The 16,150-nt window shown below is 66.3% G+C and carries 18 protein-coding genes and 1 pseudogene; 13 read left to right on the forward strand and 6 right to left on the reverse strand.

What is annotated here, in order from left to right:
• Window position 1 precedes the first annotated feature (1 nt).
• The 6 genes from RD110_RS09720 to RD110_RS09745 all read left to right on the forward strand — a co-directional run bounded on the left by RD110_RS09720 (window position 2) and on the right by RD110_RS09745 (window position 5,117).
• Complete coding sequence (locus tag RD110_RS09720) at window positions 2–988, forward strand: Bug family tripartite tricarboxylate transporter substrate binding protein (protein WP_076198949.1); 987 nt, start codon at window positions 2–4, stop codon at window positions 986–988.
• A gap of 63 nt (window positions 989–1,051) precedes the next feature.
• Complete coding sequence (locus RD110_RS09725; protein WP_076198950.1) at window positions 1,052–1,723, forward strand: RraA family protein; 672 nt, start codon at window positions 1,052–1,054, stop codon at window positions 1,721–1,723.
• 17 nt (window positions 1,724–1,740) lie between these two features.
• Complete coding sequence (locus tag RD110_RS09730) at window positions 1,741–2,733, forward strand: 2-hydroxyacid dehydrogenase (RefSeq protein ID WP_076198951.1); 993 nt, start codon at window positions 1,741–1,743, stop codon at window positions 2,731–2,733.
• A 1-nt stretch (window position 2,734) separates the two neighbouring features.
• Window positions 2,735–3,298: a gluconokinase gene (locus RD110_RS09735; RefSeq protein WP_076198953.1), complete on the forward strand. Its 564-nt coding sequence runs from the start codon at window positions 2,735–2,737 to the stop codon at window positions 3,296–3,298.
• Window positions 3,295–4,068, forward strand: coding sequence for a glucose 1-dehydrogenase (locus RD110_RS09740; protein WP_076198955.1), 774 nt, complete (start codon window positions 3,295–3,297; stop codon window positions 4,066–4,068). The genes RD110_RS09735 and RD110_RS09740 overlap by 4 nt, the downstream gene beginning before the upstream one ends.
• A gap of 14 nt (window positions 4,069–4,082) precedes the next feature.
• Window positions 4,083–5,117, forward strand: coding sequence for an L-idonate 5-dehydrogenase (locus RD110_RS09745; protein ID WP_076198957.1), 1,035 nt, complete (start codon window positions 4,083–4,085; stop codon window positions 5,115–5,117).
• A 9-nt stretch (window positions 5,118–5,126) separates the two neighbouring features.
• Here RD110_RS09745 and RD110_RS09750 read toward each other — a convergent pair whose 3' ends face one another.
• The 4 genes and pseudogenes from RD110_RS09750 to RD110_RS09765 all read right to left on the reverse strand — a co-directional run.
• Window positions 5,127–5,306, reverse strand: coding sequence for a hypothetical protein (locus tag RD110_RS09750; RefSeq protein ID WP_076198959.1), 180 nt, complete (start codon window positions 5,304–5,306; stop codon window positions 5,127–5,129).
• A 215-nt stretch (window positions 5,307–5,521) separates the two neighbouring features.
• Window positions 5,522–6,109, reverse strand: coding sequence for a chromate transporter (locus RD110_RS09755; RefSeq protein ID WP_076198961.1), 588 nt, complete (start codon window positions 6,107–6,109; stop codon window positions 5,522–5,524).
• On the reverse strand, window positions 6,106–6,714 hold the full coding sequence (locus tag RD110_RS09760; RefSeq protein WP_076198963.1) for a chromate transporter: 609 nt from the start codon (window positions 6,712–6,714) through the stop codon (window positions 6,106–6,108). The genes RD110_RS09755 and RD110_RS09760 overlap by 4 nt, the downstream gene beginning before the upstream one ends.
• Window positions 6,715–6,740: 26 nt before the next feature.
• Window positions 6,741–7,217: pseudogene (locus tag RD110_RS09765) on the reverse strand (GNAT family N-acetyltransferase); the annotation flags it as partial.
• 197 nt (window positions 7,218–7,414) lie between these two features.
• On the opposite strand from RD110_RS09765, the gene RD110_RS09770 reads away from it, so the two are divergent.
• The gene (locus tag RD110_RS09770) at window positions 7,415–8,572 is read left to right on the forward strand and encodes an acyl-CoA dehydrogenase family protein (RefSeq protein WP_076198965.1); all 1,158 of its coding nucleotides are present in this window, start codon (window positions 7,415–7,417) and stop codon (window positions 8,570–8,572) included.
• 12 nt (window positions 8,573–8,584) lie between these two features.
• Here the strand turns inward: RD110_RS09770 and RD110_RS09775 are convergent, their stop codons facing one another.
• Entirely contained in the window at window positions 8,585–9,985 is a 1,401-nt protein-coding gene (locus RD110_RS09775) for an amino acid permease (protein ID WP_076198967.1), read from the reverse strand.
• A 184-nt stretch (window positions 9,986–10,169) separates the two neighbouring features.
• Between RD110_RS09775 and RD110_RS09780 the strand changes: the two genes are divergently transcribed.
• The 4 genes from RD110_RS09780 to RD110_RS09795 all read left to right on the forward strand — a co-directional run bounded on the left by RD110_RS09780 (window position 10,170) and on the right by RD110_RS09795 (window position 12,700).
• On the forward strand, window positions 10,170–10,640 hold the full coding sequence (locus tag RD110_RS09780; RefSeq protein WP_076198969.1) for an Lrp/AsnC family transcriptional regulator: 471 nt from the start codon (window positions 10,170–10,172) through the stop codon (window positions 10,638–10,640).
• 139 nt (window positions 10,641–10,779) lie between these two features.
• Window positions 10,780–11,232, forward strand: coding sequence for a CHRD domain-containing protein (locus RD110_RS09785; protein ID WP_076198971.1), 453 nt, complete (start codon window positions 10,780–10,782; stop codon window positions 11,230–11,232).
• Between the two features lie 152 nt (window positions 11,233–11,384).
• Window positions 11,385–11,774, forward strand: a complete 390-nt coding sequence (locus RD110_RS09790) for a hypothetical protein (RefSeq protein WP_239467209.1) — start codon at window positions 11,385–11,387, stop codon at window positions 11,772–11,774.
• Between the two features lie 98 nt (window positions 11,775–11,872).
• The gene (locus tag RD110_RS09795) at window positions 11,873–12,700 is read left to right on the forward strand and encodes an undecaprenyl-diphosphate phosphatase (RefSeq protein WP_076198973.1); all 828 of its coding nucleotides are present in this window, start codon (window positions 11,873–11,875) and stop codon (window positions 12,698–12,700) included.
• On the opposite strand, the gene RD110_RS09800 is transcribed toward RD110_RS09795, so the two are convergent.
• Complete coding sequence (locus tag RD110_RS09800; protein WP_076198975.1) at window positions 12,697–14,628, reverse strand: secretin N-terminal domain-containing protein; 1,932 nt, start codon at window positions 14,626–14,628, stop codon at window positions 12,697–12,699. The genes RD110_RS09795 and RD110_RS09800 overlap by 4 nt on opposite strands.
• A gap of 218 nt (window positions 14,629–14,846) precedes the next feature.
• Between RD110_RS09800 and RD110_RS09805 the strand changes: the two genes are divergently transcribed.
• Window positions 14,847–15,374 (forward strand): 2,4'-dihydroxyacetophenone dioxygenase family protein, encoded by a 528-nt coding sequence (locus RD110_RS09805; protein ID WP_076204735.1) that lies wholly within the window; start codon window positions 14,847–14,849, stop codon window positions 15,372–15,374.
• Between the two features lie 7 nt (window positions 15,375–15,381).
• The gene (locus tag RD110_RS09810) at window positions 15,382–16,113 is read left to right on the forward strand and encodes an SDR family NAD(P)-dependent oxidoreductase (RefSeq protein ID WP_076198977.1); all 732 of its coding nucleotides are present in this window, start codon (window positions 15,382–15,384) and stop codon (window positions 16,111–16,113) included.
• Window positions 16,114–16,150: the final 37 nt, after the last annotated feature.

Below are 16,150 nucleotides of genomic sequence, written 5' to 3' on the forward strand. Positions count from 1 at the left end.
CATGCCTCTTCCAACCAACCGACGCCGCTTTCTCGGCACCACGGCCTCGCTGGCCTGTGCCGGCCTCGGCGGCCTGCGCGGCGCCCAGGCCGCCGAGGCTTATCCTGCGCAGATGATCACCTACTTCGTGCCCTATGCCGCGGGTGGCCTCAGCGACCAGGTGGCGCGCATGCTCGGCGACGGCGTGATGCGCGCGACGGGCAAGAACATGCTGGTCGACTACAAGCTCGGCGCGGGTGGCTCGATCTCGGTCGACACGCTGCTGCGCGCGCCGGCCGACGGCTACACCGTGCTGGGAGCGACCAACGGCTTCTTCGGCGTCATTCCGTTCATCAACAAGGTCAAGTACGACCCGCTGGCCGATCTGGTGCCTGCGGCGCTGCTCGGCGATGCGTTCTTGCCGCTGGTGGTCAGTCCCAGGGTGCCGGTCAAGTCCTTCGCCGAACTCGTCACCTACGCCAAGGCGCATCCCGGCAAGCTCAACTTCGGCTCGGGCGGCATCGGCTCGGGCAACCACCTCTCGGGTGAATACCTGAAGCGGCGCCTGGGCATCGACATCGTGCACGTCCCCTACAAGGGCGGCACGGCGGCGTTGCAGGCGGCATTGGCCGGCGACATCGACATGATCTTCGGCCCCGAAAGCGCCGACAGCGTGCTCGCGGGCAAGCTCAAGGCCGTGGCGGTGATGGGCACCCAGCGCTGGAGCAAGTTGCCCGACGTGCCCACCTCCGAGGAACTGGGGCTGAAGAACTGGGAGCTGCGCAGCTGGCATACGGTGGTCGTCTCCTCGAAGACACCGCCGGACGTCGTGGCGCAGATCAACGGCCTGGTGAACCGGATCATGTCCGCCCCGGAGATGGCCGCCAGGCTGCGTGCCGCGGGTCTGGAGCCATCGCCGTTGAGCGTGGCCGCCCTGGCCGACCGCGCGCGGGCCGACCACAAGGCCTTCGGCCAGCTGATTCGCGACCTTGGCATCACCGCGACCTGACGCTGCGAATCCACCCCCCCAACCATCGCCGCGCCCCGCAGCCCCTCAACCAGAAAGCCTCCCATGGAATACAAAGCCCTGCGCAAGAACGCGTCGGCCCCGCAGATCGACGCCAAGATCCTGGACGCCCTGCGTGACCTGCCTACTGCGGCCATCAGCGACAACATGCACCGCAACATCGGCAGCTCGAACCTGCATCCGTACCACCGTGCGGGCAAGCAGAGCATGGCCGGCACGGCCGTCACGGCGCGTTCGCGCGGCGGCGACAACCTGACCTACCTGCGCGCGTTGGAGTTCTGCCGCCCCGGCGACGTGCTGGTGGTGGATGCGCAGGGCGACCTGAACAACGCCGTGGTCGGCGGCATCCTGTCCTTCTACGCCGCCAAGATCGGCCTGGCCGGCATCGTCATCGACGGTGCGATCCGCGACGTGGCCGAGATCCGAGAACGCGACTTCCCGGTGTACGCGCGCGGCGTGACGCACCGTGGCCCGTACAAGGATGGCCCGGGCGAGATCAACGTGCCGATCGCCGTCGGCGGCCTGGTGGTGAACCCCGGCGACATCGTGGTCGGCGACCAGGATGGCCTGCTGGCCATCGTGCCCGAAGATGCCGAACGGCTCATCGAGAAGGCGCGCGCCGTGCTCGTTGCCGAAGAGAAAACCATGCAGGCCATGCGCGAGGGCCGCTGGGACCGCAGCTTCATCGACGCGCTCGAAGCGCGCTGCAACAACTGAACTTTTGAGCTGAAACCATGCGAGCTTCCGTCCTGGCCACCCGCGCCACCTTTCCCGACATCGCCGACCGCCTGCGCCAGCACTTCGACGTCACCGACAATCCCGAAGACACGATCTGGAGCCCGGTTGAACTCATCGCCCGACTGCAGGGCAAGTCCGGCGTGATGAGCACCGGCAGCGAACGCATCGACGCCGCGCTGCTCGACGCCTGCCCCGGTCTCAAGGCCGTGTGCAACGTCGGCGTGGGCTACAACAACATCGATGTGGCCGCCTGCACCGCGCGCGGCGTGGTGGTGACCAACACGCCCGACGTGTTGACCGACACCACGGCCGACTACGGCTTCGCGCTGATGATGGCCACGGCCCGGCGCATCGCCGAATCCGACCGCTTCGTGCGCACCGGCGCCTGGACCAAGACCGGCATCCACGACCATTTCGTCGGCGGCGACATCCAGGGCGCCACGCTTGGCATCCTCGGCATGGGCCGTATCGGCCGCGGCATCGCGCGCCGCGGCGCGCTCGGCTTCGGCATGCGCGTGGTCTACCACAACCGCTCGCGGCTCGACGCGGCGCAGGAAGCCGAATCCGGCGCGCAATACGTCGACAAACAGACGCTGCTGCGCGAAGCCGATCACCTGGTGCTGGTGCTGCCCTATTCGCCGGCCGCGCACCACACGATCGGCGCGGCCGAGCTGGCGATGATGAAGCCCACGGCCACGCTCACCAACATTGCGCGTGGCGGCATCGTGGACGACGCGGCGCTGGCTGCCGCTCTGCGCGCGGGCACCATCGCGGCTGCGGGGCTCGACGTGTTCGAGGGAGAGCCGAAAGTGCATCCCGAGTTGCGGACGGCGCCGAACACCGTGCTCACGGCCCACATCGGCAGCGCCTCGGTGCGCACGCGACGCGCCATGGCCGCGCTGGCCATCGACAACCTGATCGCCGCGCTCGGCTTCGGTCCGCAGGCCGGCAAGCCGCTCACGCCGGTGAATCCTGAAGTTCTGAAATGACATGGCACCTGAAACTTTGAACGCCCGCCAGCTGCTGGTGATGGGCGTCTCCGGCTGCGGCAAGTCCACCCTGGCCGCGCGGCTCGCGCAAGGCCTGGGTGCCTCGCTGATCGAAGGCGACGACCACCATCCCGCCGCGAACGTGGACAAGATGCGGCGCGGCATCGCGCTCGAGGACGCGGACCGCCTGCCCTGGCTCGGCGTGCTCGGCGCGCTCCTGGCCGCGTCCACCGGCCCGGCGGTGCTGACCTGTTCCGCCCTGAAGAAAAGCTACCGCGACCGCCTGCGGGCTGCCGTGCCAGGGCTGCGTATCGTGTTCATCGAACTGGACCTGGAAGAAGCGACGCGGCGGCTGGCCGCGCGCAAAGACCATTTTTTCAACCCGAGGTTGGTCGCCAGCCAGTTCATGGCGCTGGAGTCGCCCGTGGGCGAGGAGGGCGTCTTTCGCGTCTCGGCCATGCTGCCCCAGCCCGAGCAGGCAAGGGCTGTCGCGCATTGGCTTCAATCGACCGCGCCGACTGGCGCACCCCTGGTTTTTTCACCTTCGGAGCTGGCTTTCCCATGAATGCATTCATCCAAAAATTCGACCTCACCGGGCGCACGGCGCTCATCACCGGCTCCAGCGCGGGCATCGGCTTCGCGCTGGCACGTGGACTGGCGCAGGCCGGCGCGTCCATCGTGCTCAACGCACGCAGCGCCGACAAGCTGGAAGCGGCGGCGGCCACGTTGCGCGGCGAAGGTGCGACGGTGCACACGGCGGCTTTCGACGTGACCGACGGCGCGGCCGTGACGCAGGCCATCGCGCGCATCGAGCAGGACATCGCGCCGATCGACATCCTGGTGAACAACGCCGGCATGCAGCGCCGCGGCCCGCTCGACCAGTTCCAGGAAGCGCAGTGGCATGAACTGATGAAGACCAACGTGGACAGCGTGTTCCTCGTCGGCCAGGCCGTGGCGCGATGCATGATTCCGCGCGGGCGCGGCAAGATCGTCAACATCTGCTCGGTACAGAGCGAACTCGGCCGCCCCGGCATCGCGCCCTACACCGCGAGCAAGGGCGCGGTGAAGATGCTCACCAAGGGCATGGCCATCGACTGGGGCCAGCACGGCATCCAGGTCAACGGCCTGGGTCCCGGCTATTTCAAGACCGAACTGACCGACGCCCTGGTAAAGAACGCCGAGTTCACCCAGTGGCTCGTCAACCGCACGCCTTCGCGCCGCTGGGGTGACGTGGAGGACCTGTGCGGCGCGGCGGTGTTCCTCTGCAGCGACGCCTCCAACTTCGTCAATGGCCACATCCTGTACGTCGATGGCGGCGTGACGGCCACACTCTGAAAAGGACATCTCCCATGGAAGCTCTCGTCATCCACGCCCCCGGCGACCTGCGCGTCGAAACCTTTCCCACGGCCGAACTCGGCGCCGGCCAGCTGCGCGTGCGCGTGCGCTGCGGCGGCATCTGCGGCTCCGACCTGCACTACTACCAGCATGGCGGCTTCGGCACCATCCGCATCCAGGAGCCAATGGTGCTCGGCCATGAAGTCGCCGGCGTCATCGACGCGGTGGGCGCGGGTGTCACCGGCTTCACGGCCGGCGAACGCATCGCGGTCAGCCCGAGCCGGCCCTGCGGCCTGTGCAAATACTGCCAGGAAGGCCTGCAGAACCACTGCCTGGACATGCGTTACTACGGCAGCGCCATGCGCAACCCGCACGTGCAGGGCGCCTTCCGCCAGGAAATCGTGGTCGAGACGCACCAGGCGCACAAGCTGGCTGACAGCGTGAGCGACGGCGAGGGCGCCATGGCCGAGCCGCTGTCGGTGGCCCTGCACGCCGTGCGCCGCGCCGGCCCGCTGGTCGGCAAGAAGGTGCTGGTCACGGGCTGCGGGCCGATCGGTGCGCTCGTCATCATTGCCGCGCGCCGTGCCGGCGCGGCCCACATCGTGGCCACCGACGTGAGCAGCCACACGCTGGGCAAGGCCTTGAAGGTCGGTGCCGACGAAGTCGTCAACGTCGCCGAGGAGCCCGAAGGCCTGAAGCGCTTCACCGCCGACAAAGGCACGTTCGACGTGTTGTTCGAAGCCAGCGGCAACGAGCGCGCCCTGCGCGGCGCGATGGAGGCCGTGCGGCCGCGCGGCATCATCCTGCAGGTGGGCTTGGGCGGCGACATGACGCTGCCGATCAACATGATCGTCGCCAAGGAATTCGACTTACGGGGGGCGTTCCGCTTCCATGAGGAATTCGCGATGGCCGTTGAGTTCCTGAACAAGGGATTGGTGGATGTGAAGCCGCTGATCTCGGCCACGTTGTCGTACCGGGACTCGGCCCGGGCGTTCGCGCTGGCGGCGGACCGGTCGCAGGCGATGAAGGTGCTGTTGAACTTCGACTGAGGACGCGGTTCAGCGATGGCCCATGCGCGGGCCGTCGTCCGCCGGCGGCGGCTTGTAGCCGCTGCGGCGCAGCCAGTCCTCGTGCGCCTTCCAGGCCGCACGCCGTTCGGCCGCCGCGCGCTTGCGCCGGCCGATTTCGGCGTAGGCCGCCAGGCCCACGATCGCAATGCCGATGAGTAGGAAAATCATCCATCCAAATGAAGCTAGCAAAACCGGAACTCCTTTCTCTGTCAAACCGATTTGAGTACTTTGGACGCGCACTGTTCCGAGCGGTAGATGAAATTGTTGCGTCTAGGTGTCAGGAAAACGCTTGAATTTGCGGCGTGTCGGACGCTAATCAAGCCGTATTGGAGCGTGTCCCCGAAATTCTCGGGTTCGCGTGGGGGCTTTACGGAGATGGGGGCTCAGACCAGGCCGAAGGCCCCGAGCAGCGCGCCGGCGCCCAGAAGCCAGAGCAGGTGCAGCCGGGTACGCCATACCACCAGGGCGGAGACCAGGGTCACCAGCCACAGGGGCCATGCAGGCACGTCGCCATGGTGCACGGTGGCCAGCACCCAGCCGGTGGCAATCAGCAACGCCACGACGATCGGCGCCATACCCTGCTTGAACGCCCGCACGCTGCGCAGATGCCGGTTGCGGTGGCCCCAGCGCGCGGCGAGCCAGGTGACGAGGGAGCTGGGCAGCAGAATGCCGAGCATGGTGGCGGCCATGCCGAGCAAGGCAGTCCACAGGCCGCCGCCAGCGTTCAGGCCCACGTTCCAGCCCATCAACGCGATGAACAGCACGTTCGGCCCGGGCGCGGCCTGGGCGATGGCGATGGAGGCGTTGAACTGGGTGTCGGTGAGCCAGTGGTTGTGGTCCACCAGGAAGCGGTGCATCTCCGGCGCGGCGGTGATGGCGCCGCCCACGGCCAGCAGCGACAGCATGAGGAAGTGGGCGAACAGGTTCAGCCAGTCCGCCCAGCCCATGGCCAGGTGTAGCACCGGCGTCATGGCTTCGGCGCCTGCGGTTCGGCGGGTTTGAGCTGCGGCAGGCGCCGGTAGGCGAGCGTGCAGGCCAGGCCGCCGAGCACCAGCAACACGGGCAGCAATGGCCAGCGCAGCCAGGCGATGGCGACGAAGCAGGCCGCGCCGAGCACCGTACACAGCAGCGGCCCGAGCGGATTGGTCTTGAGCGCCACGACGAGCTTGAGCCCGGTGGCGACGATCAGCCCGGCGGCCACCGCGCCCATGCCGCGCAACGCCCCCACCACGGCCGGCTCGCCGGCAAAACGCGCATAGGCCAGCGCCAGGGTGAGCACCACCAGCAGCGGCAGGGTCAACATACCCGCCAGCGCCGCGGCGGCGCCGCGCCAGCCGAAGTACCGGTCGCCCAGCATGATCGAGAGGTTGACCACATTCGGCCCCGGCATGATCTGGGCCACGGCCCAGTCCTCGATGAATTCCTCCCGGGTCATCCAGCGCTTCTTTTCCACCAGTTCACGCTGCACCACCGCCAGCACGCCACCGAAGCCCTGCAGCGCCAGCCAGGTGAAAGAGACGAAGAGGTCGGTCGGGGACCTGGGGCGGGCGAGGGCGGGCTGCGGCGAGGATGGCATGCGGCCATTATCGCGATGGCCCGGTTTCAGCGCCTGAGCTGGAGTTCCCAGGTTTCGCCGACCAGGTCCTGCCCGAAGCCTCGGTAGGCCTCGCTGGCGGTGAGCACGAAGCCGCGTCGGGCGTAGATGGCGCGGGCCGCGGTAAGGCAGCTGTTGGTCCACAGCACCATCTTGCGGTAACCCTTGGCGCGTGCGAAGTCGATGGCGGTGTCGCTGAGGCGGCTGCCCAGCCCCAGGCCGCGCGCTTCTGGTGCGAGGATCAGCATGCGCAACTGCGCCACCGTGGCGCTCTTGCGCGCGACGAACACGGCACCGACGCGGCGGCCGTGGTGCTCGGCGATCCAGCACCTTTCCCATTCGGGCTGGAACCTGCGCAGGAACTTCGCGGCGATCTCGGCCACCAGCGCTTCGAATTCGCTGTTCCAGCCGTATTCGCGGGCGTAGATCTCGCCATGTTGTTGCACCACCCAGCCGATGTCGCCCGGCCCGGGGTCGCGCAGTACAAGTGAATTGTCGGATGTGCTCATCCTGCGATGCTCGGGGATCCGGCGCGGCTTGGCAAGTGCGCGGCGCGCCATGTGGACCATCATGCATTTGATGGAGATCCGAAGGCGGCGCGCGGCAGTATTTACAGAACACCGCCGCCCGCCGGCGCTAGTCTCGGGGCGAATCCGCCAGTCGGCCCGCCACTGAAACGCCAATGATCGAACGCACCCTGTTCACTGCCGAGCATGAGATTTTTCGAGACCGGTTTCGCCGCTTCATCGAGCGCGAGATTGCGCCCTTCCATGCCGATTGGGAAGAGCAGGGCCATGTGGACCGTGTGGTCTGGCACAAGGCCGGGGACGAAAATTTCCTGTGCACCGGCATGCCCGAGACCTACGGCGGCACCGGCGCCGACAAACTGCATGCCGTCGTGCAACTGGAGGAACTCGCGCGCGGCGGCTTCTCCGGCATCGGTTACGGCATGCACAGCGAGACGGTCGCACCTTATCTGCTGCGTCACGGGACGGTCGCGCAGAAGCAGAACTACCTGCCCAGGCTGGCCTTCGGCGACATGGTGGGCGCGTTCGCCATCACCGAGCCGGGCGCGGGTTCCGACCTGGCAGCGATCCAGGCCACCGCCATGGCACAGGCGGACGGCAGCTTCGTGCTCAATGGCAGCAAGACCTTCGTCACCAACGGCTGGCATGCGGACCTGGTGATCGTGGCCGCCAAGACCGATCCGGCCGCGGGCGCCGAGGGGATCAGCCTGTTTCTTGTCGAACGCGGCATGGCGGGATTCAGCACGGGCCGCCGACTCAGGAAGCTCGGCATGAAGGCGCAGGACATGGCGGAACTCTTCTTCGACAACCTGCGCCTGCCCGCAACTCAGTTGCTGGGCGGCCCCGCGCTGTTGAACCGCGGCCATGCCTGTGTGACGGCGCAGCAGCCGTGGGAGCGGCTGCAGATCGCCATCGCCGCCTGTGCCTCGGCGCAGGCGGCGATCGAGTGGACGGTGGACTACGTGCTGGTGCGCAACGTGTTCGGCCAGCCCGTGGCCAGTTTCCAGAACACCCGCCACACGCTGGCCGCGCTGCAGACCGAGGTCCAGGTGGCCCAGGTGTTCGTGGACCGCTGCATCGAGCTCGTCTTGCACGACCGGCTCGACCTCCCGAGCGCGAGCATGGCGAAGTATTGGAGCACCGACCTGCAATGCAAGGTGATGGATGCCTGCGCCCAGCTGTTCGGCGGCTACGGTTGCCTGTGGGACTACCCGATTGCCCGCGCCCATGCCGATGCACGCGTGCAGCGCATGCAGGGGGGCACCAACGAGATCATGAAGGAGACGGTGGCGCAGGCCATGGGGCTGGGGTGACGAAGCGGCTTCTCAGCGAGGCCGCGCATGCAGGGACGCGCTTGCCGGCAGTGGCCGGTACCAGACGAGGTATACCGCCAGCAGCGCGATCAGGAACGGGATCCCCACGACCAGCGTCATCTTGAACATCGGCGTGAAATAGGTGGTGACCAGGGCCGCGAGCATCAGCGTCGCGCCCAGCAGCGTCAACCACGGAAAACCCCACATGCGAAAGCTCAGCCGCGGCTGGCGTTCCCGCACCCAGGTGCGGCGGAAGAACCAGTGTGTCACGAAAATCATGAACCAGGTGAACATGCCGCCGAACATCGAAATCGCCATCATCATGGCGAACGACTGTTCGGGCGCCACCACGCTCAGCGTGGTGGCGATGGCGATGCCCACGCACGAGATGGCGAGGGCGTCGAGCGGAACGCCATTGGCGCGGATGCGGCCGAAGCGCTGGGGCGCATGGCCGGCGCGCGACAAGCTGAACATCATGCGGGTGGCGATGTAGAGCAGGCTGTTCATGGCCGACAGCGCGGCGATCAACACCACGAAGTTGATCACCGCGGCTGCGCCCGGGATGCCGATGATCTCCATCACCTTCACGAACGGGCTCTTGTCGGCGTTGGTGGCGTTCCAGGGCACGATGGCCAGCATCAACGCGATCGACGCGAGATAGAAGATCACCAGGCGCAGCATCGTGGCGCGAAAGGCACCGGTCACGGCGCGTTCCGGGTCCTTGGCCTCGCCAGCGGCCACGGCGATGGTCTCGATGCTCATGTAGCTGAAGATCGCCACCACCACCGCCACCCAGGTGCCCCACAGGCCCTTGGGGAAGAAGCCGCCCTGCACGTTGTAGTTGTCCAGCCCGACGCCGGCCGGCCGCGAGCCGAACACGACATAGGCGCCGATCAGGATGAAGACCACGATGGCCACGATCTTGACCATCGAGAACCAGTACTCGACGAAACCGAAGGCCTTCACGCTCATCGCGTTGACCAGGATCAGCGCCGCCGAGAACAGCACCACCCAGAGCCACTGCGGCGAGCCCGGAAACCAGTACGCCATGTACACGCCGACGGCGGTGACCTCGGTGCCCACCGCGAGCACCACGCAGGCCCAGTAGGCGTAGCGCACGAGGAAGCCGGCCCAGGGGCCGATGTAGTGCTCGGCGTACGCGCCGAACGAGCCCGACGTGGGGTGCGCGACCGTCATCTCCGCCAGGCAGCCCATCAGCAGCAGCGCGATGATGCCGCCGACAGCATAGCTGACCAGCACGCTCGGTCCGGCCAGGCCGATGGCGAAGCCGCTGCCGAGGAACAGGCCGGTGCCGATCGCCCCGCCGATGGCGATCATGGCCATCTGGCCGCCGCTGAGTTCCTTCTGCAAGCCTTGCTCGCGGTTGGAAATTTCCTGGAATTTGGTGGTCACGTGGTCTCCTCCTGTTTGAAAGTGGCATGGCCGCCGACCGGCCCAAGTCCATGTGAGCAAGTCAGCCCGGCGCCGGAAGTGCATGCAATGCTATGCAGAGGATTGGCAAAAACCGTAATGGCTAACCCTATATGGCACGGATTGGGGCATGTTTATCCTAAAGCTGAAAAATTTTGGAATACTTATGCGAATAGAGATGGATTCGACCGATCGAAAGCTGCTCGATGCGTTGCAAAACAACGCCAGGCTCACGACAGGTGAGTTGGCGCAGATGGCTCAGCTTTCGCAATCCCCCTGTTGGCGCCGCATCAAGCGGCTGGAGGACTGCGGCGTCATCGCCAGCTACCAGGCGCGGCTGGACCGGCGCGCGCTCGGTTATGGCGTGATGGCGTTCGTGATGATCGGGATCGACCATCAGAACGAGATGCGTTCGGTGGAGTTCGAGAACGCGGTCATCGCCATCCCGGAAGTGGTGATGGTGCATGGCATCTCCGGGCCCGAGGACTTCATCCTCCTCGTGGTGGCTCGCGACCTCGACCACTATTCCACGCTGCTGCAGACCAGGCTGCACCGGCTGCCGGGCGTGCGCCAGGTGCGAACCTGTTTCTCGCTGCAGGAATTCAAGGGGATGGGGCAGCTGCCGATTTCGGATTGACTCACGGTACAGGTCCTTGGTTAAGATGGTGCCGACACACCGGCCTATCCTTTTCACGACTGCGAGCCAGACCATGACCGACCCTGTTTTGTCTTCATCGACGCGCCGTCCACGCCGACTCCGCCAGCCCCGCCGAGCTTTGTTGGGGGTCGCGGCCGCGTCGACCCTCTGGCTGGCGGGCTGCGGCACCTTCGGCCCGGGCGCATCCGCGCCTGCGCCGCGCGACCCTCAACTGGCAGCCTTCAGCGCGCAGATGACCAGCATGAACGAGGTGCCGCCGGTTCCCGGTGCGGCCACGGGCCGCGTGGATGCCGTGTTGAACAAGGAGACCAACCTGCTGCGCTGGCGCCTCACCTATACCGGGCTCAGCGGCCAGCCGACCATGGGACATTTCCATGGACCGGCTCCGGTGGGCGTGAATGCGCCGGTGGTATTGCCTTTCGGCTCGCCGCTCACGCCATCGATGAGCGGCCAGGCCACGCTCACGGCGGCGCAGGCCGCCGACCTGCTGGCCGGCCGCTGGTACGCCAATGTGCATACGGCGGCGCATCCTGCGGGCGAAATCCGCGGGCAGATGATCTTGCGCGAATGACCAGGGCAGGGCGTGTGGTTTCGGCGGCGCTGCCCCGGCCTTGGGGCTTCTCCCAGGCTTGAAAAATGGGCATTGCAGCACAACCATCTGCTTTGGCGGAAAATCCCCCTACCGCCGGTCCGACCGGCTTTCCCATCCAAGGTTTTGTTGTCATGTCCGAAGTTCGCCCATCCTCTTCTCCCAAGGCTGCGTCACCCGGCCGCACGGAAGGCGCGCAACCCTCGCTGGCCCAGGCGCTGAACCAGACCGTCGAAGTGAAGGACAAGATCGTCGGCGTCGGCGACGAACTGCTGATCGTGAACACCGTGCTCAAGCAGGAGATTCCCGAAAAGCTCCAGACCGGGGAAGTGGCGCAGGCCCTCGACAAGCACGAGGAACTGGAGAGCATCGTGCAGGAGTGCGTGGAGGACCTCGTCGAGGTCAACGAGGCGCTTGAGGAAGAGGTCGCGCGGCGGCGGCGGCTGGAGCGGCAACTCGCGCAGAGCCAGGCCCAGCTCGCGAAGGTGCAGGACGCACAGGTCGGCACCAATAAGCTCGACTGACTCCCGAGCTTTACCTGCGGGCAACCGGAATCCGCTCCGCTGTGCGGGAAACCCCGAATTGCTGAGGCGATAATCGCCCATCAATTCTGGGAGCGTGTGTGGATATTGTTCTGTTGATCAAGTCAGCGGTGATGGGCATCGTCGAAGGCCTGACCGAATTCCTGCCCATTTCGTCGACCGGTCACCTGATCCTCGCAGGCTCGCTGCTGGGGCTGGACGACGCCAAGGCCAAGGTCTTCGACATCGCCATCCAGACCGGCGCCATCCTGGCCGTCATCATGGTCTACTGGCCGAAGATCAAGGGCACCATCGTGGCGCTGCCGACGGAAAAATCGGCCCAGCGTCTCACGCTCAATGTGTTGATCGGCTTTCTGCCCGCCGTCGTGCTCGGGCTGCTGTTCGGCAAGGCGATCAAGGAACACCTGTTCACGCCGGCCGTGGTGGCCAGCACCTTCATCATCGGCGGCTTCATCATCCTGTGGGCCGAAAAGCGGCAGAAGACGGCGGTGCGCGTCCAGCATGTCGACGACATGACGGCGATGGATGCCCTGAAGGTCGGCCTGGTTCAGTGCCTGGCCATGATTCCCGGCACCAGCCGCAGCGGCTCGACCATCATCGGCGGCATGCTGCTGGGCCTGTCGCGCCAGGCGGCGACCGATTTTTCGTTCTTCCTGGCGATTCCGACGCTGATCGGTGCGGGCGTCTACAGCCTCTACAAGGAGCGGGCGCTGCTGTCGATGGCCGATTTGCCGATGTTCGCCGTGGGCCTGGTGTTCTCCTTCATCAGCGCCTGGTTCTGCGTGCGCTGGCTGCTGCGCTACATCTCCAGCCACAGTTTCGTCCCGTTTGCCTGGTACCGCATCGCCTTCGGCATCGTGGTGCTGGCCACGGCCTGGAGCGGCCTGGTGGTCTGGGCCGACAACTAACGCGCGATCGGCCCGAGGACCGGCGGGAAGTCGAAGGCTTTTGGCAGGCGGTGGATCTCGGCCGGCAGTGCCTGCTGGCTGGCCCTTATGTAGTCGTAGCGGTCGAGCGCCATGGCGTCGGCAGCGCTCTGGTCGACCATGACGACCGGGCGCAGGAACACGATCAGGTTGGTCTTCTTGCGTGAGCGGCTGATGCTGCGGAACAGGGCGCCGAGCACCGGCGCGTCGGCTACCCATGGCACCTGTGCGGCGCTGTCGCTGTAGCTGTCCTCGATCAGCCCACCGAGCACGATGATCTTGCCGTCGTTCACCATCACGGTGGATTCGATGGAGCGTTTGTTGGTGGTCGGACCGAGCGTGCTGTTCGTCGAGGCCACCGACGAGGATTCCTGGTAGATCGTCATGCGGATGCTGCCGCCTTCACCGATCTGCGGCTTGATGCGCAGCGTGATGCCGACGTCCTTGCGCTCCACGGTGGTGAAGGGGTTGCTGCTGCTCGTGCTGGTGTAGGAGCCTGTGATGAAGGGCACGTTCTGGCCGACGACGATCTTGGCCTCTTCGTTGTCCAGCGTGACGAGGTTGGCGGTGGACAGGATGTTGGTGCCCGATATCGCCTCCAACGCCTTGGCCACCGTGCCGAGCGTGAGGGTGGTGCTGCTGCTGATGTCGAAAATCTGCGACCACTGCACACCCAGGTCGACGCTGCGGCTCGCGTCCACTTCCACGACCAACGACTCCACGTAGAGCTGCGCCCGGCGCGAATCCAGTTGATCGATGATCTGGCGCATCTCACGGAAACGCGGCTCCGGCGCGCTGATGATCAACGAATTGCTCGCCGGATCGGCCTGGATGCCGCCGCCCGTCGATGGTTGCGCGCTCGCGGTGACTGGCGTCGTGGATTGGGTCGATTCCTTCACGGTCGAACTGGCGCTGCCGAGGCCGGCCGATGCACCGAGGCTGCTGGTTGCCGTCGACGTGGCGGCCGATGTGCCCGCGCTCGCCGTGTCCGAAGGAAATGCGGCGCGCAACACCTGGGCCATGCGTGCGGCATCGGTGTTCTTGAGATACACGACGCGCACATTGGCGCTGCCCCGCGGATGGTCGAGCTGGGCCACCAGCGCGCGTACGGAGGCGAGCTGCGCCGCGTTCGGCGCGCGCACCAGCAGGTTGTTGCCCTGGCTGTCGGCCACGATGGAAAGGCTGCTGCCCGATGCCGATGCCGAGGCCTGCTGCGCCGACCCAGCCGGCACGGCCGCCGCGGCCGCATTGCCCGCGGAGGTTTCCATGAGCCGCCGCACCGTGACCACCAGCTCGGCCGCGCTCGCATATTGCAGCGGCATGACTTCCACGTCGGTGGCGCTCGGCACATCCAGCGCGGCGACGATGCTGCGCAGCCGTGACAGGTTGTTGGCATAGTCGGTCAGCACCAGCGCGTTGCTGCCGGCGTTCACGCTGATCACGTTGTTGGCGCTGATCAAGGGCCTGAGCACGCTCACCAGGTTGTTGGCGTTCTCATACCTGAGCTTGATGATCTCGGTGGCGATCCGGTCGCCGCGCAGGGCCACCGGGCCAACGTCGACCGAAGCGGACTGCAGCTTGCCGTCGGCCTCGGGCACGATCCTGTAGAGGCCGCCACTTTCGACCATGGTGTAGCCCTGCATGCGCAAGGCCCCAAGGAACTGGTCCCAGGCCATGGCGGGTGAAACCGGCGTGTCCGCATTCAGGGAAAGCGTGCCCTTGACGCGCGGATCGACCACGATGTTGCGCTGGGTCATCAGGCTCAGGCTGCGCGCGACGCCCTCGATGTCCGCATTCTGGAAATCGAGCGTGAAGGTGTTCGGGGTGGCAGCGATGGCCGACGAAGAGAGCAGGCCGCAGGTGCACAGCAGCGGCAGCACACACGCCGGCAGGCGGGATAGGGTTTTCATCAGGCGTTCGAGTTGGAAAGGAGCAGCTGTGGCCGCTGCCCGAGTCTGCCGGGTGCATGTGGCGCGCCGGTACCGGCTGTGTGTGGCTTGATGAAGAAGCGTGTGGCGATCCGCCGTGTTGTAACTGCCGGCCTAGGGGAATCCCGGATATCCATTAGCCGGCAGTTATCTACAATATGGACATCTATCCACAATATGGACGCAAGACGCGACGCAAGATGCCTGTAGACCGAGCCGACCCGGAACCGATGACGCCTTACCAGTACCCCAACCCGAAGGACGCGTTGCCGGAGATCGTGGTGCAGCACGCCATTCCGCAGGACGAGCGGCTGTGGGTGCCGCAGGCCGAAAACGTGTGGTTTCGCCCGCTGTGCCTGAACGCGAGCCAGGGCTACTGGATGAACCTGTTGCGGGTGCGCAAGTCGGGCGTGCTGAGCCGGCACCGCCATCCGCAGGCCGTGCATGGCTTCGTGCTCAAGGGCCGCTGGCGTTACCTGGAACACGACTGGGAGGCCACGGAAGGCAGCTACGTGTTCGAGCCGCCGGGCGAGACCCACACGCTCTACGTGCCGGAAGACGTGACGGAAATGATCACCTACTTCCAGGTCAACGGGGTCATGTACTACACCGATCCGTACGGCAAGGGCATGGGTTACGAGGACGTGTTCACCAAGATCGAGATGTGCAACAAGCATTTCGAGGCGGTCGGCCTCGGCGCCGAATACACCAAGCAATTCATCCGCTGAACGCGCCATGGCTTTTGGTAAAGCGCAATACGATTTCTCGGGCCGCATCGCGGTCGTCACTGGCGGTGCCAGCGGCATCGGCGCCGAGACCGCCCAACTGCTGCGCAGCTTCGGTGCCACCGTGGTCGTCTGGGACATGTCGGTCGCAGGGTCGGCCGAAGGCGACCTGCAGGTCGACGTGGCCGACCGCGCGGCCGTGGCCCGCGCCGCGCAGCAGACGACTGAGCGATGGGGCCGCATCGACATGCTGGTGCACAGCGCCGGCTTCACCGGCCCGACCATGGCGCTGGACCAGTTCGATCCCGAGGTGTGGCACCGCGTGGTGGATGTGAATCTGGGCGGCACCTTCAACGTCTGCCATGCCGTCGTGCCCTTGATGCGCCAGGCGGGGCAGGGCCGCATCGTCAACATCGCCTCGCTGGCCGGCAAGGAGGGCACGCCCAACGCTTCGGCCTATAGCGCGGCCAAGGCCGGTGTGCTGGCCTTGACCAAATCACTTGGCAAGGAACTCGCCAACACCGGCATCCGGGTCAATGCGATTGCGCCGGCCGCGGTGCGCACCGCCATCCTCGACCAGATGGCGCCGGCGCATGTGCAGACCATGATCGACAAAAGCCCGATGCAGCGCCTGGGCGAGCCGTCCGAGGTCGCCGAAATGGTGGCCTGGCTGTGCTCTGGCTCGTGCAGCTTCAACACCGGCGCCGTGTTCGACCTGTCTGGCGGCCGCGCTACCTACTGATTCCCCCTGTTCACCCCTCAACCCACGGAGACCGAAA

It is taken from the genome of Rhodoferax koreense (assembly GCF_001955695.1).
GTDB lineage: Bacteria > Pseudomonadota > Gammaproteobacteria > Burkholderiales > Burkholderiaceae_C > Rhodoferax_B > Rhodoferax_B koreensis.